We start from the raw sequence: 19,410 nt of genomic DNA on the forward strand, positions 1-19,410 counted from the left end.
GCGGCGGGCCGGCGCTGGGCGAGCGGCCGCGACATTGCCGTGTCCGTCTGCCGGACCGCGCGGGGGCAGGAGGGCGGAACGTGGATTGTGCGTGTCCTGATTCGGCCATCCCCAACGATTGGGGATAGTCGAAGCCGCCAAATCCGGCGGTTCAGGGGAATCGATCCGATGAGTGTGGCCCTCTTGCCCATAGCCGAGCCTCAGCTTGGGTGCGCAGCAGAATCCGTTGCGGGCGATGGACGGCGGCAGCCCGAAGCCGTCCAGGTCGTCCGCAGTGCAGCCGGCACGGGGGCCGCAAGGCGGATCGGCCGGCGCATTGCCTTGGCGCAGCCGGCCGGACCGGAGCTCGGCGACCTCCTCGCCTGCGATACCGCCGCGACGGCCCAGGGGAGTGCAGACCCATGATCAAGGCAACTGTGTTCCTGGCCGGCTCGCGGATCGGACAGCGCGCGATGTCCTGGTTGAACGGCGCCGGCGCGATCGGGCGCGGCGGCGACTCGGTCGTTTCGTCCGCATCCGCCGCAGCCGCCCAGCCCGAGCGGGCGCCGGCGCTGTCTCGCGCCGTTGCCGCGTGCCTGGCGATTCTTTGCATCTCCTCGCTTCCGATCGCGGCCGCTCAAGCGCAAGTCAACATCTTCACCGAGAACTTCAACAACGGAAACGCGACGTCCACCGGCGCGGTGCGGCAAGCGGCGCCGGGCGGCGGGCGGCCCACGTACATCGGCCCCGCGTCCAACGGCAGCATGACCTATACGGCGGATGCCGGCTGGGTTACGGGCTGCAACGATCTGGTCATTTCCTGGAGCTCGCCGATCGCCGACGCGAACGCGGTCGCATCGTGCGGGTCGCAGTCGTCCTACAACTACGCGCAACAGTTGGTCTATGGCGTCGGCGCGTACAACGCGAACATCGCCACCGGGACCGTGCTCGGCGCCGGCGGCTCAGGCAGCATGGACCTGGGATTGACCGCCTATACCTCGACCAGCACGCCCGGCCCGAACACCCTGATCCTGCAAAATGCAGTGCCGATCGCGCTGCCGACAGCGAATATTCCCGTCGGCGGATCCGGCCGGTTCGTCACGTTCCGCTTCGTCGCCGGCGCGACCAGCTGCCCGGGCATGCCGAACGGCACCGGTGCGCTGTCTCCGGTGGTCCAGTTCCTTTTGAACGGTTCGGCGCTGGGCGCGGGCAACATCAACATCTGCACCGGCGGCGTCGCAGCGCGGACCTATACGTCCAGGCCGCGGGAGAACCTCACGATCGGTCCGGTTCAAGTGCGCGCGGCTACGTTCTATGCGCCGGGCGCCGACCTGGAAACGACCAACCTGACGTTCCGCATCGTCAATCAACAGGGCGCCGGTGGCGGCAACGACTGGTCTTACGACAATCTCGCGCTGCTGGACGTCACCCCGAGCATCACCAAGGCCGCCAGCACCGCGACTTTGAATGTCGGCGCCACGCGCCGGATCACCTTCACCATCACCAATACCAGCGGCGACAACCTGCGCAAGCAGGGATGGGACTTCACCGACACCTTGCCCGGTTCGGTGGTGATCGCGGCGACGCCCAACGTGGCCAATGCTTGCGGCGGCACCGTCACCGCAGCAGCGGGCTCCGGCACCTTCACGCTGACCGATGGCGATCTGCCTGCCGGCACGCCGGGCGGGACTGCCACGACTTGCACCGTCGCGGTCGATGTCGTCAGCAACCGCTCGGGTACGTTCACCAACGATCAGGCCAGCTACACGTCTTCTTCGGGGCTGAACATTCCCGTCCAGAGCGTCGCGATGCCGTGGAGCGGCAACACGCTGACCGTGGTCAAGGTCTCCAGCAACGGTACGGCGAGTTTTTCGTTTACCGGCAACAACGGCATCAACAACCACAACATCACGACGACGGCTTCGGGTGTCCCGGGAACTGCCGGCGCGACTCAAATCCTGACCGGCGCAAGCACGACGAGCCCGACCACCGTTTCCGAGTCGGCCTTGTCCGGTTGGGCCGTTTCGGGCACTCCTTCCTGCACAGGCATGCCCGCGGGGGTATCGAGCACATACACGGCCGCGACCCGAACCATCACGATCGGCGCGATGCCGCTGGGCGCGGGCACCGGCAGCAATGTGACATGCACGTTCACCAATCGTCCTGTGGCGACGGTGACGGTGACCAAGATTTCCAACGGCGGCACCGGCACGTTCGACTTCACCGGCAGCAACGGCATTCAGAACCACAGCATCACCACGACCGCGTCGGGCGGAACCGGCACGGTCGGCGCGCAGCAGACGCTGACCGCTACCGGGACGCAGACGACGGTCACCGAAAGCACGCCGCCGACGGGCTATGCGTTGAGCAACATCCAATGCACCGGCTTGGGAGCGGGCGGCACGGCGACGCCGGACTTGCCGACACGTACCGTAACGCTGAATGCGGCGGCGACGGCGGTGGGCAGCAATATCGCCTGTACGTTCACCAATCAGGCGTCGGCGGGCGTGACGCTTAAGAAGTCTTGGACCAATGGCAAGGCCAACGATGCGGTGAGCTTGAGCATCACCGGCGGCAGCGGCGCGGTCGGTGGCAGCTCGATCGCCGGCGGCACGTCGACCGACGCGACCGCGACGGCGAACGTGGGCGCGACGGTGACTTTGACCGAAGCGTTCACGACCGGCGCGGCGGGGAACTACACGACGACGCTGGCGTGCGTGGATGCGAACAGCGCCACCGTGGCGGTGACGGGCACCGGCCTGTCGCGGACGATTACGATGCCGTCGACGGCGGTGACGTGCACCTACGCGAACAGCCGCATCGCGCAGCAGCTGAATCTGGCCAAGAGCTGGAGCGCGGGCGCGACCAGCGGCCACACCGCCACGGCGACGACGACCGGGGGCACCAACAACGCGACGTTCAACTCGACGGCGCCTTCGACCGGCCTGACGGGTACAGCGGTGACGGTGTATGCCGGCGATTCGGTGACGCTGCCGGCGGAAACCTTCGGCGGCGGCGCGACGGCGGCGAACTACGGCGCCGCGGTGGCCTGTACGGGCGGTACCACGCTGGCGTCGACGACGACGTTGCCGCAGACGATCACGGTGGCGGCGAACACGACGGCGACGACGTGCACGTACACCAATACGGTGGCGACGGCGGGCGTGACGCTTAAGAAGTCTTGGACCAATGGCAAGGCCAACGATGCGGTCAGCCTGAGCATCACCGGCGGCAGCGGTGCGGTCGGCGGCAGCTCGATCGCCGGCGGCACCTCGACCGACGCGACCGCGACGGCGAACGTGGGCGCGACGGTGACTTTGACCGAAGCGTTCACGACCGGCGCGGCGGGGAATTACACGACGACGCTGGCGTGCGTGGATGCGAACAGCGCCACGGTAGCGGTGACGGGCACGGGCCTGTCGCGGACGATCACGATGCCGGCCACGGCGGTGACGTGCACCTACGCGAACAGCCGCATCGCGCAGCAGCTGAATCTGGCCAAGAGCTGGGGCGCTGGCGCGACCAGCGGCCATACCGCCGCGGCGACGACGACCGGCGGCACCAACAACGCAACGTTCAGCTCGACGGCACCGTCCACCGGCCTCACGGGCACGGCGGTGACGATGTACGCCGGCGACGTGGTGACGCTGCCGGCGGAAACCTTCGGCGGCGGCGCGACGGCGTCGAACTACAGCGTCGCGGTGGCGTGTACGGGCGGCAGCCCCTTGGCCAGCGGTGCGGCCGGTCGGCAGGTCACGATCGCCGCGAACACGACAGCTACGACGTGCACGTACACCAATACGGTGGCGACAGCGGGCGTGACGCTGAAGAAGTCCTGGACCAACGGCAAGGCCAACGATGCGGTGAGCTTGAGCATCACCGGCGGCAGCGGTGCGGTCGGTGGCAGCTCGACCGCCGGCGGCACGTCGACCGACGCGACCGCGACGGCGAACGTGGGCGCGACGGTGACTTTGACCGAAGCGTTCACGACCGGCGCGGCGGGTAACTACACGTCGACCTTGGCCTGCGTGGACGCGAACAGCGCCACCGTGACAGTGACGGGCACGGGCCTGTCGCGGACGATCACGATGCCGTCGACGGCGGTGACGTGCACCTACACGAACAGCCGCATCGCGCAGCAGCTGAATCTGGCCAAGAGCTGGGGCGCTGGCGCGACCAGCGGCCATACCGCCGCGGCGACGACGACCGGCGGCACCAACAACGCAACGTTCAGCTCGACGGCACCGTCCACCGGCCTCACGGGCACGGCGGTGACGATGTACGCCGGCGACGTGGTGACGCTGCCGGCGGAAACCTTCGGCGGCGGCGCGACGGCGTCGAACTACAGCGTCGCGGTGGCGTGTACGGGCGGCAGCCTCTTGGCCAGCGGTGCGGCCGGTCGGCAGGTCACGATCGCCGCGAACACGACAGCTACGACGTGCACGTACACCAATACGGTGGCGACAGCGGGCGTGACGCTGAAGAAGTCCTGGACCAACGGCAAGGCCAACGATGCGGTGAGCTTGAGCATCACCGGCGGCAGCGGTGCGGTCGGCGGCAACTCGATCGCCGGCGGCACGTCGACCGACGCGACCGCGACGGCGAACGTGGGCGCGACGGTGACTTTGACCGAAGCGTTCACGACCGGCGCGGCGGGGAACTACACGACGACGCTGGCGTGCGTAGATGCGAACAGCGCCACGGTGGCGGTGACGGGCACGGGCCTGTCGCGGACGATCACGATGCCGGCCACGGCAGTGACGTGTACCTACACGAACAGCCGTATCGCCCAGCAGCTGAACCTGGCCAAGAGTTGGGGGTCGGGCGCGACAAGCGGTCACACCGCCACAGCGACGACGACCGGCGGCACCAACAACGCAACGTTCAACTCGACTGCGCCGTCGACCGGTCTCACGGGTACGGCCGTGACGGTGTATGCGGGCGATTCGGTGACGCTGCCGGCGGAAACCTTCGGCGGCGGCGCAACTGCGGCGAACTACAGCGCAGCGGTGGCCTGTACGGGCGGTACGACGTTGGCCTCGACGGCGACGTTGCCGCAGACGGTGACGGTGACAGCGAGCGCAACGGCGACGACGTGCACGTACACCAACACGGTGGCGACGACCGGCGTAACGCTGAAGAAGACCTGGACCAATGGCAAGGCCAGCGATGCGGTCAGCCTGAGCATCACCGGCGGCAGCGGTGCGGTCGGCGGCAGCTCGATTGCCGGCGGCACCTCGACCGACGCGACCGCGACGGCGAACGTCGGCGCGACCATCACCTTGGTCGAGTCGTTCACAACCGGCGCGGCGGCCAACTACACCACGACCCTGGCCTGTGTGGACGCGAACAGCGCCACGGTGACGGTGACGGGCACGGGCCTGTCGCGGACGATCACGATGCCGGCCACCGCGGTGACGTGTACCTACACGAACAGCCGCATCGCGCAGCAGCTGAATCTGGCCAAGAGCTGGGGCGCCGGTGCGATCAGCGGCCATACCGCTGGTGCGACGACAAGCGGTGGCAGCAACAACGCGACGTTCAACTCGACGGCGCCGTCCACTGGGCTGACGGGTACGGCGGTGACGATGTACGCCGGCGACGTGGTGACGCTGCCGGTCGAAACCTTCGGCGGCGGCGCGACGGCGGCGAACTACGGCGCCGCGGTCGCGTGCACCGGCGGCACCACGCTGGCGTCGACGACGACGTTGCCGCAGACGATCACGGTGGCGGCGAGCGCGGCGGCGACGACCTGTACCTACACCAATACGCTCAATTCGGCCGATCTGTCGGTGACCAAGACCAACGATGCGGCTTCGGTGATCGGCGGCGGCACGACGACGTACTCGGTCGTCGTGACCAACCACGGCGGCAATGCGGTCGTCGGGGCCGTGGTGCGCGATACGCCGGTCGCGGGACTGAGCGCTTGCCAGGTCACGGCGTGCACGCCCGGCGGGGCGTGTCCGGCGCAGCCGTCCGACCTGCTCTCGGCGGGCGGCGCGACCCTGGGAGCGCTCGCGGCCGGCGCGCAAGCGAAGTTCACCGTCACCTGCAACGTGGATCCGTAGAAACGCCTCGGGCGGCGGCGTCGGTCAGACGCCGTCGCCCGGCGACGGTGCGGCGGGATCGAACGCTGTGGCGACACGGCAGGCGGGCCCGCCCGATCGGCGTGCGGCGATTGCGCGCGCCCGGTGCGTCAGCCTGCGGCCAAACCGGGCAGCCGCAGCTTCAATTCGCGCCGCAACAGCCACAACACCGTCAATGCCTGCAGCACCGTGGTGGCCACCGACAGTAACCACAACCGATGCAGTTCGAACCCCGGATGCTGCGACAGCCAGACCGCGGGCACGGCGAAAGTCAGCAGGCGCGAGGCGCTGGCGTACAGCGACGGCCGGGTGTTGCCGAGCGCCTGGAACATGCCCGAGCAGGTGAAGATCAGGCCCGAGGCGACGAAGTTCCACGACACGATGCGCAGGAAACCGACCGCGACTTCGGCGGCCTGGGCGTTGTCGGCGAACGGCCGCATGAACCATTGCGGCTGCCATTGGCACAGCAGGGTCAGCGCGAACATCGCCGCGCTGCCGATCAGCGCCGCGCTGTGGAACGTCGCCAGCACGCGTTCGCCGCGACCGGCGCCGACGTTCTGCCCGGCCACCGGCGCGACCGCGAAGGCGATCGCCATCACCGGCAGGAAGATCGCCTGCATCACCCGCATGCCGATGCCGTAGCCGGCCTGGGCGTCGGTGCCGAGGCCGCGCAGGCACCAGTAGGTGACGCCCATGAACACGAACATCAGCGCGAACTCGCCGCCCGGCGGCAGGCCGATGCTCAGGATCCGCCGCCACACCGGCGGCTGCGGCCGCAGTTCGCGCGCGTCGACGCCGACGAAATGTTCCAGGCGCGCGAAGTACAGCAGCATCAGCGCGACGCCGGCCGCGATCGAAATCGAACTGGCCCAGCCGGCGCCGGCGACGCCGAAGGCGCGGCCGGTCAGCCAGCCGGCGATCAGCACCGGCGCCAGCAGCGCGTTGAGCAGCACGGTGACGATCTGCACCAGCATGGTCGGCTTGGAAATGCCGGTGCCGCGCAAGGCCGCGCCGAGCGTGGCCAAGGCGAACTGCAACGCGAGGCCGGGCAGGAACGCATGCAGGTAGGCGACGCCGGCCGCGGCGCTGGCCGCGTCGGCGGCGATGAGGCGCATGTAGGCGCCGCTGAAGGCATAGCCGGCGATCAAGGTGGCGACCGCGGCCAGCAACGCCAACAGCAGGCTCTGGTTGAACACCCGGTTGGCGTCGGCGGCGTCCTTGCGGCCGCAGGCCTGGGCGATCAGGGCCATGCCGCCGACCGCGAGCACCTGGCTCATCGCCATGACCAGGAATTGCAGATTGCCGGCCGCGCCGACGCCGGCGATGGCCGCATCGCCCAGGCGCGAGACGAAGTACAGATCGATCAGCACGTACAGCATCTGGAACAGCATGCCGACGCCGATCGGGACGGCCAGCGAGATCAGGTGTTTGGGAATCGATCCTTGGGTGAGGTCGCGCATGGCGGGTCCTGGGGTAGGGAAGGGGGGAGGGCGGGGCGCCGCGGCGGTCCGATGCCGCGGCGATGGATCCGACAGCGGGCGCCGCGCGGGACGAGGCGGGTTTCGTTGTCTCGATGGAACCTGCCGCTACGCAGCGCGCGGATGCCCGGTGGAGGACGTGGAATCCGAGCGGGTACGGCGATCGCGGTGCAACGACGCAATCCAGGCAGGCGCGGCGGAGCGCGACGCGTCCGCGCGGATCCGAACGCCGCCTGTTAGCGCAATGCGGCATCCGGCCACGCCGAGCCCGATGCAGCGCGGCCTGCAGGCGAGCCGAACCGTAGCCAGCACGCGGGCGCAGGCGAACGATTCAACGCAAGACAACGCACCCGCGCGCCGGCGCGGGCCGCGCCGCCCGCCGCCGAAGCCCGCGCGCTGCGTTCAGGCCTCGAACGCGTCGCCGGCCAGCGCGTGCAGGTAATCGCGCACGTCGGCCGGCCAGGCGCCGATGCGGCGGGCGAAGCCGTCGCGGTCGCCGGCGAACAATGCGCGGGTGGCGTCCTCGGCGCCCGGCGCGTCGCCGGCCAGGGCGTTGAGGCAACGGTAGGCGGCCTCGCGCGACAGCCGTTGGCGCTGGCCGGCGTCGCCGTGCTTGCGCGCCTGCTCGATCAGCTTGCGCAAGGTCACCGAGGCGCCGCCGGGCTGCGCGGCGAGCCAGTCCCAGTGCCGCGGCAACAAGGTCACCTCGCGCGCGGTCACGCCCAGGCGCGGCCGGCCGCGGCCGCGCGGGGCGTCCTCCGCGGGCGGTTGCGCTTCGGCGTCCTCGCGCGCCGGATCGCCCGGCGCTGGGCGATAACGCTCGGCCACCGCCGCCGCGTCGCCGCCCAGATGCAGGTCGATCTGCTGGCCGTTGCGGTCGTCGAACACCAGCAACTGCGCGTTGCCGCCGCGTTCGGCGGCCGCGTGCGCCGCCACCGCGACCTCGGCGAGGCCGCCGCGGGCGAGCAGGCGCTGGCCGACGAAGGCGGTGTAACCAGGGGTGGGGACAGCGCTCATGGCAGACGGTCGTTGGGCGAGGTAGTAATTATTACCCGGGTATAATTTGGGCCGCAAGTGCCCGTCGCGATTCTCCGGCCCGGTCGTTCGCCGGCCGGTCCAATGCGGCGGCGATCGGCGCGCCCGTCGCTGCGGCCCGTCCGCGTCGCCGCCGCCCGCCGGCGCCGCGGCGAGGTCGCCGCGAACGCACCTTGCGGTAGCGCCCGGCTAGACCCGCCCGGCGGCGCATCGGCGTCGTTGCCGCAGGCTTCCTCGCGCGGCTAGAGTCGGCCGGTCTTCCCACGGAGCGGCGAGCATGGCGGCGGGCATTTCGGCCTTGGAACGGTTCGTCCACGAGGCCTTGTCGAACGGACATTCGCGCCAGGCCACCGAACGCGCGCTGATCGAGGCGGGCTGGAGCGAGGCGCAGGTGCGCGGCGCGCTCGGCGCCTACGCCGACAGCGGCTTCGCCGTGCCGGTGCCGAAGCCGCGGGTCTCGGTGTCGGCGCGCGAGACCTTCGTCTATCTGCTGACCTTCAGCGCGCTGTACGTGGTCGCCTTCCATCTGTGCGACCTGTGGTTCGACCTGATCGGGTTCTATCTGCCCGACGCGATCGAAAACAACGCGTACTGGAGCCAGCGCCTGGACGCGTCGCTGCGTTGGTCGGTGGCATCGCTGGCGGTAGCGTTTCCGCTGTTCGCCTGGCTGTGCCACGTCATCGACGCCGACGTGCGCCGCAATCCCGGCAAACGGCTGTCGCCGGTACGGCGCTGGCTGACCTATCTGACCTTGTTCCTGGCCGCGACCGCGCTGATCTGCGACGCCACCGCGCTGCTGTACCAGTGGCTCGGCGGCGAACTGAGCCTGCGCTTCGCGCTCAAGGCGCTGGCGGTGGCGACCGTCGCCGGCAGCGCGTTCTGCTACTACATCCGCGATCTGCGGCGCGAGGAGACGCAGGCATGACCCCGGGCTTCGGACGCATCCTGATCTTCGCCGCCGGCGCGGCGATCCTGGCCAGCTCGGCGCTGGCGGTCAGCATCATCGGCGGGCCGGGCGATCAGCGCGCGGCGCGCGTGGACCTGCGCCGCACTCGCGACCTGAGCCGGATCGAGGACGAGATCGCGCTGTTCAAGCGCAAGCACAAACGCCTGCCGGCGGACCTGACCGAACTGGCCGCGCAGCCGGGCCTGAACCTGACCGTCGCCGATCCGCTGACCGGCGCGCAGTATCGCTATCTGCCGCTGCGCAGTCAGCCCGATCGCGACGTATCGGAGCGCAAGCCGTCCGCGCCGCAGCGCGCTTACCGGCTGTGCGCGCGTTTCGACACCGACAGCGGCCAACGCGACGCCGCGCGCCGTTCCGACAGCGCGCTCGACCCGCAGTGGCGTCATCCCGTGGGCGAATTCTGCTTCGACCGCGAAGCTCCCGAGGTCGACTGAGCGCGAGCGTCAGAACCCGCGCGGGCACTCTGCAGGAGCGGCGTCCCACGGGATTTGCTTCGGTCACAAGCCGCGACGCGCCACTCCGGACGCCGGCGCTATCCGCACTCGAACGACCGCGAATACGCTAACGGCGGGCGAACGAACCGGGCCGCACCGCCACGCTGCGAAACCCTCGCGCTCAGTTCGCCCCTTCGCACTCCTGCCGCTGCGCATCGGGCACGAAACCGCCCTGCATCACGAACATCGACGACATGTTCGCGCCGGCGTTCGCGCCCGCGGGCGTCGGCATCGACGGCCGCGTCCACTCCTGCGCGCGCTGCGCTGCGCGCTCGCGCGCCTGGCTGGCCTGCTCGGGCGAAAGATCGCGCGACAGCGAACGGATCTGCGCATCGATCATTTCGCGCGAATTGAATTCGCCGCGGCCGCGCGGGCCGCGGCCCGGACCGGTCGGCGCGGCGCCGCCGGCGTCCTGCGCCGGCAGCGAGTCGCGCAATTGCAGGAACAGCGCCAGCGATTCCACCGGATCGGTCTGCACCGACTGGCCGAGGAAATTGCGCCGCATGCCCTCGCGCTGCGGCGAATAGGCGTAGGCCAGCGACGCCAGCATGCGCGCGTCGCCGCGCTGGGCGGCGGCGCGGGCGATGGATTCGGCTTCGCCGCGATACGTCGCCAGCCCGGGCAGATTGTCGAGCACGTCCTGATAGCGGAACGCATTGCCGCTGGCGTAGTGGCGCATCGCCGCCGGCACCCCGGCCAGCGCGGCGCGGCGCCAATACGCGGCGCGTTGTTCGGCGCTGATCGGCGGCACCTGCGCGCAGTGCTCGGACTGGGTCAGCAGACGCTCGGTCATGCCCTGATAGCTCTCGGCCATGCGCTGGCGCTGGTCGCGCTGCTGCTGGGTGTCCTGCGGCATGCTCTCGAGCTGGCGTTCGAACATGTCCAGATTGTTCTCGGCGCCGGCCAGGCGCGTGCGCAGGCCCTCGCAGTACTCCATTTCGGCGGCGAGGCGGCAGGCGGCGGCGGGTTCGCTGGCGGCGCGGCGTTGCAGTTCCGGCAGGATCAGCCGCAGCGGCGTTTCGGTCGACGGCAGCGGCCGCGCGGTGCCGGCGTCGTAGCGCGGAATCGTCGCGGCCGCGCGCGGCGCGGCGCCCGCTGCAGGCTTGGACGCTTCGGCCGCGGGCGCGACGGCGGCCTGCGCGGGCGGCGGCGTATCGGCGCCGCTGCGGCGGCCCCAGTAGTACATGCCGGCGCCGGTCGCGGCGAGCGCGACCAGCCAGATCAGCGAGCGTCCATGCTTGAGCGTTGCGGTCATCGTTGCGCTATGGCTGCGGCCGGGGTTCCGAATCATAAGCAGATTCGGCCTTGCGTGCGGGGCGCTGCGTACGGGGCGGGGCGCGCGCGGCCGGCGGCGCGCGCGGCCGCGGCGGGACTGCGCTTTCTGACAGGTCCCATTGGCAGCGCCGGCGGACGCGGCCAAGCTGCGCGACGAACCTCCCTCTGCCGGCGGCGGCCAGGACGGCCGTCGCCGGTTTTATCTGCGCAGTGGCGCATGGTTTTGGCTGCGTTGCGGGTTTCGCCGTAGTCGGGGTGGCGCGGTCGCGGCTTGTGACCGAAGGAAATCCCGTGGGACGCCGCTCCTACAGGAGGGGCCGGAAGCATCGGGGCTGAGGCGCAACCGGTACTGAAAGGCCGAAGGCTCCGCCGATACCGCGGCGATCAGAAGATGTAGCCGCCGTTGACGCGCAGCACTTGCGAGTTCACCCACTGGCCGTCGGGCCCGACCAGGAACGCGACCGCGGCGGCGATTTCCTCCGGCGTGCCGAGCCGCTCCAGCGGCGCCAGCGACTGGAAATGGGCGATCTGCTCCGCGGTCTTGCCGTTGAGGAACAACTCGGTGGCGACCGGGCCCGGCGCGACCGCGTTGACGGTGATGTTGCGTCCGCGCAGTTCGTTGGCGAGCACGTGCACCAGTCCTTCGACGCCGGCCTTGGACGCGATGTACGGGCCGTAGTTGGGAAAGGCCTTGCCGATCACGCTGGTCGACAGCGCGACGATGCGGCCGCCGTCGCCGAGGTGTTCCGACGCCAGCCCCAACACGATGAAGCTGCCGCGCAGGTTGGTGGCGATGACGCGGTCGAATTCGGCCAGATCGCCGCCGTGGACCGGCACGTACGGCATCACCCCGGCGCTGTTGACCACCGCGTCGAGACGGCCGAACGCGGCCTTGGCGGTGGCGAACACGCGGCGCATGCCGTCGGCGTCGGCGACGTCGCCTTGCAGCGCGACGGCGCGGCCGCCGGCGGCTTCGATCTGCGCCACGACCGCGTCGGCCGCGGCGACGTTGCCGGCGTAGTTCACCGCGACGGCGTAACCGTCGGCGGCCAGGCGCAGGGCGATGGCGCGGCCGATGCCGCGCGAGGCGCCGGTGACGAGCGCGGCCGGGGTGGGGGCGGTGGTGGGGGCGGACATGGCGGACTCCGGTTCGGATGGGAGGAGGAAGCCCCGGTCTGGCGGGGTTGGACGCAGTGTGCGCGTTGGTCTGGGCTGGATAAATCGGCTTGGATTGGCAATACAATTCAAGAATCGCCAACAATCGAGCCGCCGGAGCCCGCCGATGGACCGCCTCGACACCCTGCGCCTGTTCGTCCGCATCGTCGAACTCGGCAGCTTCAGCCGCGCCGCCGCGGTGCTCGACCTGCCGCGCGCCAGCGCCACCCATGCGATCAAGCAGCTCGAAGCGCGGCTCGGCGTGCGCCTGCTCGAACGCACCACCCGGCAAGTGCGGCCCACGCTCGACGGGCAGGCGTATTACGAACGCTGCGTGCACGTGCTGGCCGAGCTCGACGATGCCGACGCCGCGCTGGCCCAGGCGGCCGGCGATCCGCGCGGCACCTTGCGCATCGACCTGCACGGCATCCATGCCACCGGCATCGTGTTGCCGCGCATCGACGAGTTCCATGCGCGCTATCCGCGCATCGCGCTGGAAGTCAGCAGTGGCGACCGCCTCGTCGATCTGGTGCGCGAGGGCATCGACTGCGTGGTGCGTTCGGGCGTGCCGCGCGATTCGAGCCTGGTGGCGCGCCGGATCGCGACCATGCCCGAGGTGGTGTGCGCGAGCCCGGAGTATCTGCAACGCTACGGCGCGCCGCAGCACCCGGACGAACTGAGCGGACACCGCGCGGTCGGCTTCTTCGCCAGCGACCGCGACCTGCGCTATCCGTTCGAACTGACCGTCGACGGCGCGCTGCGCGAATACCAACTGGACAGCTGGATCAACGTCAACGACGCAGGCTGCTACGTCGCCGCCGCGTTGCGCGGCTGCGGGCTGATCCAGCTGCCGCGTCATGGCGTGCAGGCGCATCTGGACGACGGCCGGCTGATCGAAGTACTCGGCGCTTACGCGAGTCCCGGCGTGTCGGCGTGGGCGATGTACCCGCAGCACCGGCAACTGTCGCCGCGGGTGCGCGCGTTCGTCGATTGGGTCGCGGGCGTGTTCGCCGACAAGTTCGGCGCGACGGATTCGGCGCGCGCGGCTGGCGCGGCTACGGGCTGAACTGCGCGTGCGTGGCGCGTCGGTTCGCGCCGACGCGGCCGCAACCGGGCTGCTGGCTCAGGCCGACGCGCCGACCGCGGCCGACAGCCGCGGCCGCTGTTCGCTCAGCGCATCGATCAGCGCGCGCAGCCCCGGCGACACATGGCGATGGCCCGGGTAGTACAGGCACAGCCCCGGCGACGGCGGGCACCAGTCCTGCAGCACCCGTTCGAGCCGGCCGTCGCGCAGCGCATCGGCGGCGAGGTGGTCGGACACGAAGGCGATGCCGATGCCGTCGATCGCCGCCTCGACCATCAGCGGCTGGTCGGTCAGGGTCAGCGGGCCGGCGACGTTGATCCGCTCGACCGCGCCGTGGCGTTCGAATTCCCAGCGATAGATCGCGCCGCTTTCGAAGCGGAAGCGGATGCAGTCGTGACCATGCAGGTCCTGCGGCACCTGCGGCCGGCCGCGCGCGGCCAGGTAGGCCGGCGAGGCGAGGGCGGCGAAGCGCACCTGGTCGAGCACGCTGACCGCGACCATGTCCTGGGCGACCGCTTCGGCCAGGCGGATGCCGGCGTCGAAGCCGTCGCCGACGATGTCGCTGAGGCGGCCGTCGCTGACGATGTCCAGATGCAACTGCGGGTGCTCGCGCAGGAAGCGCGCCAGCATCGGCTTGAGCACCAGCCGGATCGCGCCTTCGCTGGCGTTGATCCGGACCGTGCCGCGCGGGGTGCCGCGGTGGTCCTCGATGTCCAGCACCGCGTCCTCGATCGCCGCCATCGCCGGACGCAGCCGGGCCAGCAGGCGTTCGCCGGCGTCGGTCAGCGCCATGCTGCGGGTGGTGCGGTTGAACAGGCGCACGCCCAGGCGCTGCTCCAGCGCCTTGACCGAATGGCTGATCGCCGACGGCGTGAGTTCGAGTTCGGCCGCCGCGGCGCGGAAGCTGCGCTGGTTCGCGACCGCCAGGAACACGCTGTAGGCGGCGAGGTCGCTGCTCTTGGATTGGTGAGTGGTTTTCATCTTGGCATCCAGGATTGGCGAGATTGTCTCGCCAGTCAACGCTGCCTAGGCTGACCGGGTCCGTCCTTCCCCCTATGCCCAGGAGCGAACCCATGAAGATGAAAGCAGTCGTGATGACCGGCGCCGGCCGTCCCTGGGAAGTCCGCGAGGTGCCGGTGCCCGCGCTCGAAGCGGGGCAGGTGCTGGTGCGCGTGCACGCCTCGGGCATGTGCTACACCGACGTGTGGGCGACCCAGGGCTACGGCGGCGACATTTATCCGCAAACCCCGGGGCACGAAGTCGTCGGCGAAGTGGTCGAGGTCGGCGCCGGCGTGCGCAGCCGGCAAGTCGGCGACCGGGTCGGCACGACCTGGGTGCAATCGGCCTGCGGGCGCTGCCCGTATTGCCGGCAGAACCGGCCGCTGAGCGGCCAGACCGCGGTCAACTGCGCGGCGCCGCGCACCACCGGCTTCGCCGCCCAGGGCGGCCACGCCGAGTACATCGCCATCGCCGCCGAAGGCACGGTGTTGTTGCCGGACGGTCTGGCCTACACCGACGCCGCGCCGATGATGTGCGCCGGCTACACCACCTGGAGCGGCCTGCGCGACGCGCAACCGCAGCCGCACGAGCGCATCGCCGTGCTCGGCATCGGCGGCCTCGGGCATGTCGCGCTGCAGCTGTCCAAGGCCTGCGGCTACGAGACCGTCGCGTTGACCCATTCGCCGGACAAGCACGCGCTGGCGAAGGAACTCGGCGCCGACCACGTCGTCGCCGACGGCAAACAGCTGCGCGAGATCGGCGGCGCCGACGTGCTGCTGGTCGCCAGCAACGATTTCGATTCCGCGCAGGAAGCCGTGGCCGGCGTGCGCGTGGACGGGCGCATCGTGCTGTGCGGACTCGACTTCAGCAAACCGTTTTCGATTTCGTCGGAAGGCGTGCCGTTCCACATGATGCGCCAGCGCGTGATCGGCTCGACCCACGGCGGCCAGCGCTATCTGAGCGAAGTGCTGGAGCTGGCCGCGGAGGGCAAGGTCAAGCCGATCGTCGAGACCTTCAGCCTGGATCGCGCCAACGAGGCTTACGACCGGCTCGCGTCCGGCAAGATGCGTTTCCGCGGCGTGTTCACGCCGTCGCAGAACGCCTGAAGCGCAGTCGGCGCCGTCCGCTGCGGCGGGCGGCGCCGTGCGCGGTTCAGTCGACCAGCTCCTGCACGTAGCGCATCAGCCGCTCCATCAGGTCGGGCTCGTGCGCAGCCGGCGCAGGCGCCGCGCCGAAGCGGCGCACGCCGGGCGCGGGCTTCGGTGCGAGCGTGCCGAAGTCGCGCACCACTCCAAGCGGTGCATACCCGGAGTACCCAGGAAACACATTGGCCAGGTTGCTGTTCCCCATACGCTTGACCAACAGCTCCGACAACACCCGCCGATGATCCGTGGTCACCGGCACGTCGCCGAAATGCGGCGACAGGATTTCCGGATCCAGCCCCGACCACGAACCGTAGAAGCGCCGCCCGTTCACCGCGCCGCCGAGCACCAGCACCGGGTTGCCGTAGCCGTGGTCGGTGCCGCCGTTGGCGTTGGCGCGCACGCGCCGGCCGAATTCGGACTGCACCACCACGGTCACGCGGCCGATGTGGCCGCTGGCTTCGAGCGCGGCGTAGAACGCCGACAAGCCCTGCGAGAGTTCGGCGATCTTGTTCTGGTAGTAGTGATAGCCGCTGCCGGCGGTGCCCTGGCCGTCGTGGGTGTCCCAGCCGCCGACGTCGAGGGTGGCGTAGTGCAGGCCGAGGCCGAACTGGATCGACTGGGCGATGGTCCACAGCTGCTGGGCGAAGCCGGTGGTCGGCCAGCCGGCCGGCACCGCGCTGTAGCTCTGCGTGGCGATCACCTGCAGCGCGCGGTCGGCGCGCTGGCCGCCGAGTTCCAGCGGCGACGCGCCGGTCCACAGGCTGGCCAGGGTTTCGTTGACGCCGCGGAAACCCGCCGGCGCGCCGCTGCGCGCCATCTGCCACGACCATGCGCCGGCGTTGAGGGCGAAGTCCGACGGGCTGGCCATGGTCAGCGCCTGCACCGACGACAGCAGCCCGGCCGGCTGGCGCGCGCCGACGCCGAGCGCGGGCAATCGCTCGCTGCCGTTGAGGTTCGGCTGGGTGTTCATCGCCCGCGCCATCCAGCCGCTGCCGATGCCTTGCGCGCCGGGCGTGCCGAGGTCGATGTAGAGCTGCGCGTCGAAGTGGCTGCGGGTGACGCTGGTCAGCAGGCCGCAGGCGTGGACGATGCCCAGGTGTCCCGCGTTCCACAGGTCGCGCAGGCCGCTCGCGGACGGATGCAGGCCGAAGCCGGTGCCGGCGCCGCTGGCGAGCGTCAGCGGCAGCGCGCCGTACGCGCCGGTCGCGGCGATGGCTAGATTCGGCCGCGCCTGTTCGTAGAACGTGCGGTCGGCGCCGTCGATCGGCACGACCAGGTTGAGGCCGTCGAGGCCGCCGCGCAGGAACAGGTGCACGACGGTGTCGTGGCCGTTGGCCGCGGCGAGGGCGGGATTGGCGAACAGCAGCGACGGGCCGGCGACCGCGGTCGCGGCGGCGGTGGCGCAGGTGCCCTTGAGGAATTCGCGTCGGGTGGTCATGTCGGCACCTGCTCAGCGGGTAAGGAATTCGGGCGACATCAGGATCAGCGAGACCATGCTGCGCAGCCGTTCCTGGTTGTAGTGGCGCTTGAGGTCGGTCGCGGCCCAGGCGTTGGTGTCGGCGACGACGTACGTCGCCGGATCGCCGTTCTGGGCCATGAACGCCACCAGCGTCTGCTTGCGCGCCGCGGTCGGCTGATAGCCGAGGATGCGCTGGCACCAGAAGTCGACCAGCGCATTGGCGGTCCACGACGGCACCTTGCTGCGCGTGGTCGCCAGGATCGGCGCCAGCGGCGCGCCGTTGTCCTGGGTTTCGGTGAACCAGTTGAGGATCTTCCAGGTCATCGCATAGCTGCTGGAACCCGACCAGGCTTCGCGCGTGTCCGGATAGCCGTTCGGCGCCGGCCAGTCGTACGGCGCGTGGCCGGTGAAGCCCATGCGCCAGGCGAATTCGTCGCTCTTGGCGTTGCCGACCGCAATGGTCCAGTCGCTGCCGAGCGTGCGCATCGCCGCCGCCATCGCTTCGAACGGACGCCGCGCTTTCGCCGCCCACACGTTGATGAAGGCGTCGTTGTTGAGGATGTGGCGCAAGGTCTTGGCGATCTGGTCCGGCGCCTGCCAGTTCTGCCGGAACACCGCCGCCGCGCTCGCCACCAGCGCCGGGTCGGGCGTGTCGGACATGAAGCGGCGGACCAGCTTCTTGCAGATGAAGCGGGCCACGCCGGGATGGCTGGCGAGGCGGTCGAGCACGTCGCGTCCGTCCTTCAGCGCCGGCTGCTCGGGATAGAGCATGCGCCCGAGCAGGAACTTCGGCCCGGCGTCGTGCCAGGCCTGGCGATAGACGAAGCTGCCGTCGTTGTCGTTGGGATACTGCCAATGCCCGTTCTTGACCGACCAGCCGGTGAAGGCCGAAGCGGTTTCGTACACGTCGATGTCGGTGTAGCCGGACGGGTAGTTGGGATCGTCGGCGTCCGGCGGCACCTGGAACGGATCCATGAAGCCCAGGTAATGCTCGGCGCCGAGCGTGTGCAGTTCGAGCAGTTCGCGGGCGAAGTTCTCGTTCGGGCCGGCGCGGGTGTTGGCGGCGTTGTCGAGGTAGTAGAGCATCGAGGTGCTCTTGGCCACTTCCTCGAGCATGGCGCGGAAGTTGCCGAACGCGTGCGGGCGCAGCACGTCGCGCTGGTAGTGCACGTAGACCGGGCCGGCGTCGTAGTCGCCGACGGTGACGTTGAAGTGGTCGTGCCAGAAATTGACCATCACCTCGCGCAGCTGGCGCTTGGAGTGGACCGCGCGCACCAGCGCGCCGCGCTGGATTTCCCAGGCCGGGCGCATGCGGATTTCGTAGGCGGGGTTGGGCTTGACGTGGTCTTCCCACAACTGGGTCAGGGTCTTGCCCAGGGTGGTGTAGCCGGCGCTGGCCAGGCGCGCGTCGAGCGCGCTGTCGTCGATGTTCGACCAATCCAGCTGCCAGTCGATCCAGTTGGCCAGGCGCTGCGCGCCGGTCGTGCCGAGCGCGTTGAACTCGGCCACGCTCTGCGCGGTGGCGCCGTAGCTGAGGTTGTTGAGCGCGCGCACCGCGAACGGCGCTTTCGGCAGGTCTTTGGGAATCGCCAACACCGGTGCGGCGCGCAGGTCCGGCGCCGCCGACGCGGCGCCGGCCAGTTTGGCCCGCGCGGCCGGCGACGGCGTGGCGCGGCCGAGCGCGCCGTAGCGCTGCAGCAAGTGGCGGCGCAGCGCGTCGCGTTCGGAATTCGACAACAGACTGGACATGGCGCACTCCGGTTGGGCTGGCGTCGACGCGGCGTGACGACGGCGGGCGAACGGGGGCGCGAGCTTAGGGCGCGGGCAAGCGGCAAAGTCCGGGGCGGGTCACAGAACGCCGTGAACGCGGATGCGCGGCGTCACTGTTTGCGCGCGACTCTCGGCGGCTCGCCGCGCAGCCGCGCAATCGGTGGCGGCTCGCGCGTGATCGCGGCCACGCGGGTTGCGCTTAGCGCGTGTCGCGACGCTCGTGCGCTTTGCCGCACTTGTCGTTTCGAGCCTGTCGCGGCGCGGCTCGCGCGGCTTCGCGATCCGTGCGCGGCGGCACAGGCCGCGTGCAGCGCAGCCGGCAGACTTGCCGGCGAAGAAGCAAATGCCGGCGCGACATAAGCAGATGCGTCCGCTTCATTTCTGCATATGTTGCGCAGCAACAAAGATGCTCCAACGCCGCGGCGCGCATAAGGGGATTCCACCAAGCGCGCTCGCCGGGCCTTCCATTCGCAGAGGATTTCCC

12 protein-coding genes are annotated in these 19,410 nt (G+C 70.2%); 5 read left to right on the forward strand and 7 right to left on the reverse strand.

Annotation, left to right across the window (positions count from 1 at the left end; genetic code table 11):
- Nucleotides 1-401 precede the first annotated feature (401 nt).
- The gene (locus JHW38_RS02215; RefSeq protein WP_207524406.1) at nucleotides 402-6,047 is read left to right on the forward strand and encodes a prealbumin-like fold domain-containing protein; all 5,646 of its coding nucleotides are present in this window, start codon (nucleotides 402-404) and stop codon (nucleotides 6,045-6,047) included.
- Between the two features lie 128 nt (nucleotides 6,048-6,175).
- Here the strand turns inward: JHW38_RS02215 and JHW38_RS02220 are convergent, their stop codons facing one another.
- Nucleotides 6,176-7,525: an MATE family efflux transporter gene (locus JHW38_RS02220; RefSeq protein ID WP_207524407.1), complete on the reverse strand. Its 1,350-nt coding sequence runs from the start codon at nucleotides 7,523-7,525 to the stop codon at nucleotides 6,176-6,178.
- A 420-nt stretch (nucleotides 7,526-7,945) separates the two neighbouring features.
- Nucleotides 7,946-8,560 (reverse strand): DUF2239 family protein, encoded by a 615-nt coding sequence (locus tag JHW38_RS02225; protein ID WP_207524408.1) that lies wholly within the window; start codon nucleotides 8,558-8,560, stop codon nucleotides 7,946-7,948.
- Between the two features lie 295 nt (nucleotides 8,561-8,855).
- On the opposite strand from JHW38_RS02225, the gene JHW38_RS02230 reads away from it, so the two are divergent.
- Together JHW38_RS02230 and JHW38_RS02235 are read left to right on the forward strand one after the other, a co-directional pair.
- Nucleotides 8,856-9,503, forward strand: a complete 648-nt coding sequence (locus JHW38_RS02230) for a DUF5671 domain-containing protein (RefSeq protein WP_207524409.1) — start codon at nucleotides 8,856-8,858, stop codon at nucleotides 9,501-9,503.
- On the forward strand, nucleotides 9,500-9,979 hold the full coding sequence (locus JHW38_RS02235) for a hypothetical protein (RefSeq protein ID WP_207524410.1): 480 nt from the start codon (nucleotides 9,500-9,502) through the stop codon (nucleotides 9,977-9,979). Before JHW38_RS02230 ends, JHW38_RS02235 begins: the two co-directional genes overlap by 4 nt.
- Before the next feature lie 181 nt (nucleotides 9,980-10,160).
- On the opposite strand, the gene JHW38_RS02240 is transcribed toward JHW38_RS02235, so the two are convergent.
- Together JHW38_RS02240 and JHW38_RS02245 are read right to left on the reverse strand one after the other, a co-directional pair.
- A complete protein-coding gene (locus tag JHW38_RS02240) occupies nucleotides 10,161-11,294 on the reverse strand; it encodes a hypothetical protein (RefSeq protein ID WP_207524411.1) in 1,134 nt (377 codons plus the stop codon).
- 404 nt (nucleotides 11,295-11,698) lie between these two features.
- Complete coding sequence (locus JHW38_RS02245) at nucleotides 11,699-12,451, reverse strand: SDR family oxidoreductase (protein ID WP_207524412.1); 753 nt, start codon at nucleotides 12,449-12,451, stop codon at nucleotides 11,699-11,701.
- A gap of 145 nt (nucleotides 12,452-12,596) precedes the next feature.
- Between JHW38_RS02245 and JHW38_RS02250 the strand changes: the two genes are divergently transcribed.
- A complete protein-coding gene (locus JHW38_RS02250; RefSeq protein ID WP_207524413.1) occupies nucleotides 12,597-13,535 on the forward strand; it encodes a LysR family transcriptional regulator in 939 nt (312 codons plus the stop codon).
- A 57-nt stretch (nucleotides 13,536-13,592) separates the two neighbouring features.
- Here JHW38_RS02250 and JHW38_RS02255 read toward each other — a convergent pair whose 3' ends face one another.
- The gene (locus JHW38_RS02255; protein WP_207524414.1) at nucleotides 13,593-14,534 is read right to left on the reverse strand and encodes a LysR family transcriptional regulator; all 942 of its coding nucleotides are present in this window, start codon (nucleotides 14,532-14,534) and stop codon (nucleotides 13,593-13,595) included.
- A 92-nt stretch (nucleotides 14,535-14,626) separates the two neighbouring features.
- On the opposite strand from JHW38_RS02255, the gene JHW38_RS02260 reads away from it, so the two are divergent.
- Complete coding sequence (locus tag JHW38_RS02260) at nucleotides 14,627-15,658, forward strand: alcohol dehydrogenase catalytic domain-containing protein (RefSeq protein WP_207524415.1); 1,032 nt, start codon at nucleotides 14,627-14,629, stop codon at nucleotides 15,656-15,658.
- Nucleotides 15,659-15,704: 46 nt separating this feature from the next.
- On the opposite strand, the gene JHW38_RS02265 is transcribed toward JHW38_RS02260, so the two are convergent.
- Both JHW38_RS02265 and JHW38_RS02270 read right to left on the reverse strand, forming a co-directional pair.
- Nucleotides 15,705-17,135, reverse strand: a complete 1,431-nt coding sequence (locus JHW38_RS02265) for a DUF1501 domain-containing protein (RefSeq protein WP_207526218.1) — start codon at nucleotides 17,133-17,135, stop codon at nucleotides 15,705-15,707.
- A gap of 12 nt (nucleotides 17,136-17,147) precedes the next feature.
- Complete coding sequence (locus JHW38_RS02270; protein ID WP_207524416.1) at nucleotides 17,148-18,905, reverse strand: DUF1800 domain-containing protein; 1,758 nt, start codon at nucleotides 18,903-18,905, stop codon at nucleotides 17,148-17,150.
- Nucleotides 18,906-19,410: the final 505 nt, after the last annotated feature.

The organism is Lysobacter enzymogenes (assembly GCF_017355525.1).
Classification (GTDB): Bacteria; Pseudomonadota; Gammaproteobacteria; order Xanthomonadales; family Xanthomonadaceae; genus Lysobacter; species Lysobacter enzymogenes_C.

Bases quoted from the DNA above. Each gene is read 5' to 3' on its own strand.
- JHW38_RS02215 (WP_207524406.1), top strand. From the start codon at position 402: ATGATCAAGGCAACTGTGTTCCTGGCCGGCTCGCGGATCGGACAGCGC.
- JHW38_RS02220 (WP_207524407.1), bottom strand. From the start codon at position 7,525: ATGCGCGACCTCACCCAAGGATCGATTCCCAAACACCTGATCTCGCTG.
- JHW38_RS02225 (WP_207524408.1), bottom strand. From the start codon at position 8,560: ATGAGCGCTGTCCCCACCCCTGGTTACACCGCCTTCGTCGGCCAGCGC.
- JHW38_RS02230 (WP_207524409.1), top strand. From the start codon at position 8,856: ATGGCGGCGGGCATTTCGGCCTTGGAACGGTTCGTCCACGAGGCCTTG.
- JHW38_RS02235 (WP_207524410.1), top strand. From the start codon at position 9,500: ATGACCCCGGGCTTCGGACGCATCCTGATCTTCGCCGCCGGCGCGGCG.
- JHW38_RS02240 (WP_207524411.1), bottom strand. From the start codon at position 11,294: ATGACCGCAACGCTCAAGCATGGACGCTCGCTGATCTGGCTGGTCGCG.
- JHW38_RS02245 (WP_207524412.1), bottom strand. From the start codon at position 12,451: ATGTCCGCCCCCACCACCGCCCCCACCCCGGCCGCGCTCGTCACCGGC.
- JHW38_RS02250 (WP_207524413.1), top strand. From the start codon at position 12,597: ATGGACCGCCTCGACACCCTGCGCCTGTTCGTCCGCATCGTCGAACTC.
- JHW38_RS02255 (WP_207524414.1), bottom strand. From the start codon at position 14,534: ATGAAAACCACTCACCAATCCAAGAGCAGCGACCTCGCCGCCTACAGC.
- JHW38_RS02260 (WP_207524415.1), top strand. From the start codon at position 14,627: ATGAAGATGAAAGCAGTCGTGATGACCGGCGCCGGCCGTCCCTGGGAA.
- JHW38_RS02265 (WP_207526218.1), bottom strand. From the start codon at position 17,135: ATGACCACCCGACGCGAATTCCTCAAGGGCACCTGCGCCACCGCCGCC.
- JHW38_RS02270 (WP_207524416.1), bottom strand. From the start codon at position 18,905: ATGTCCAGTCTGTTGTCGAATTCCGAACGCGACGCGCTGCGCCGCCAC.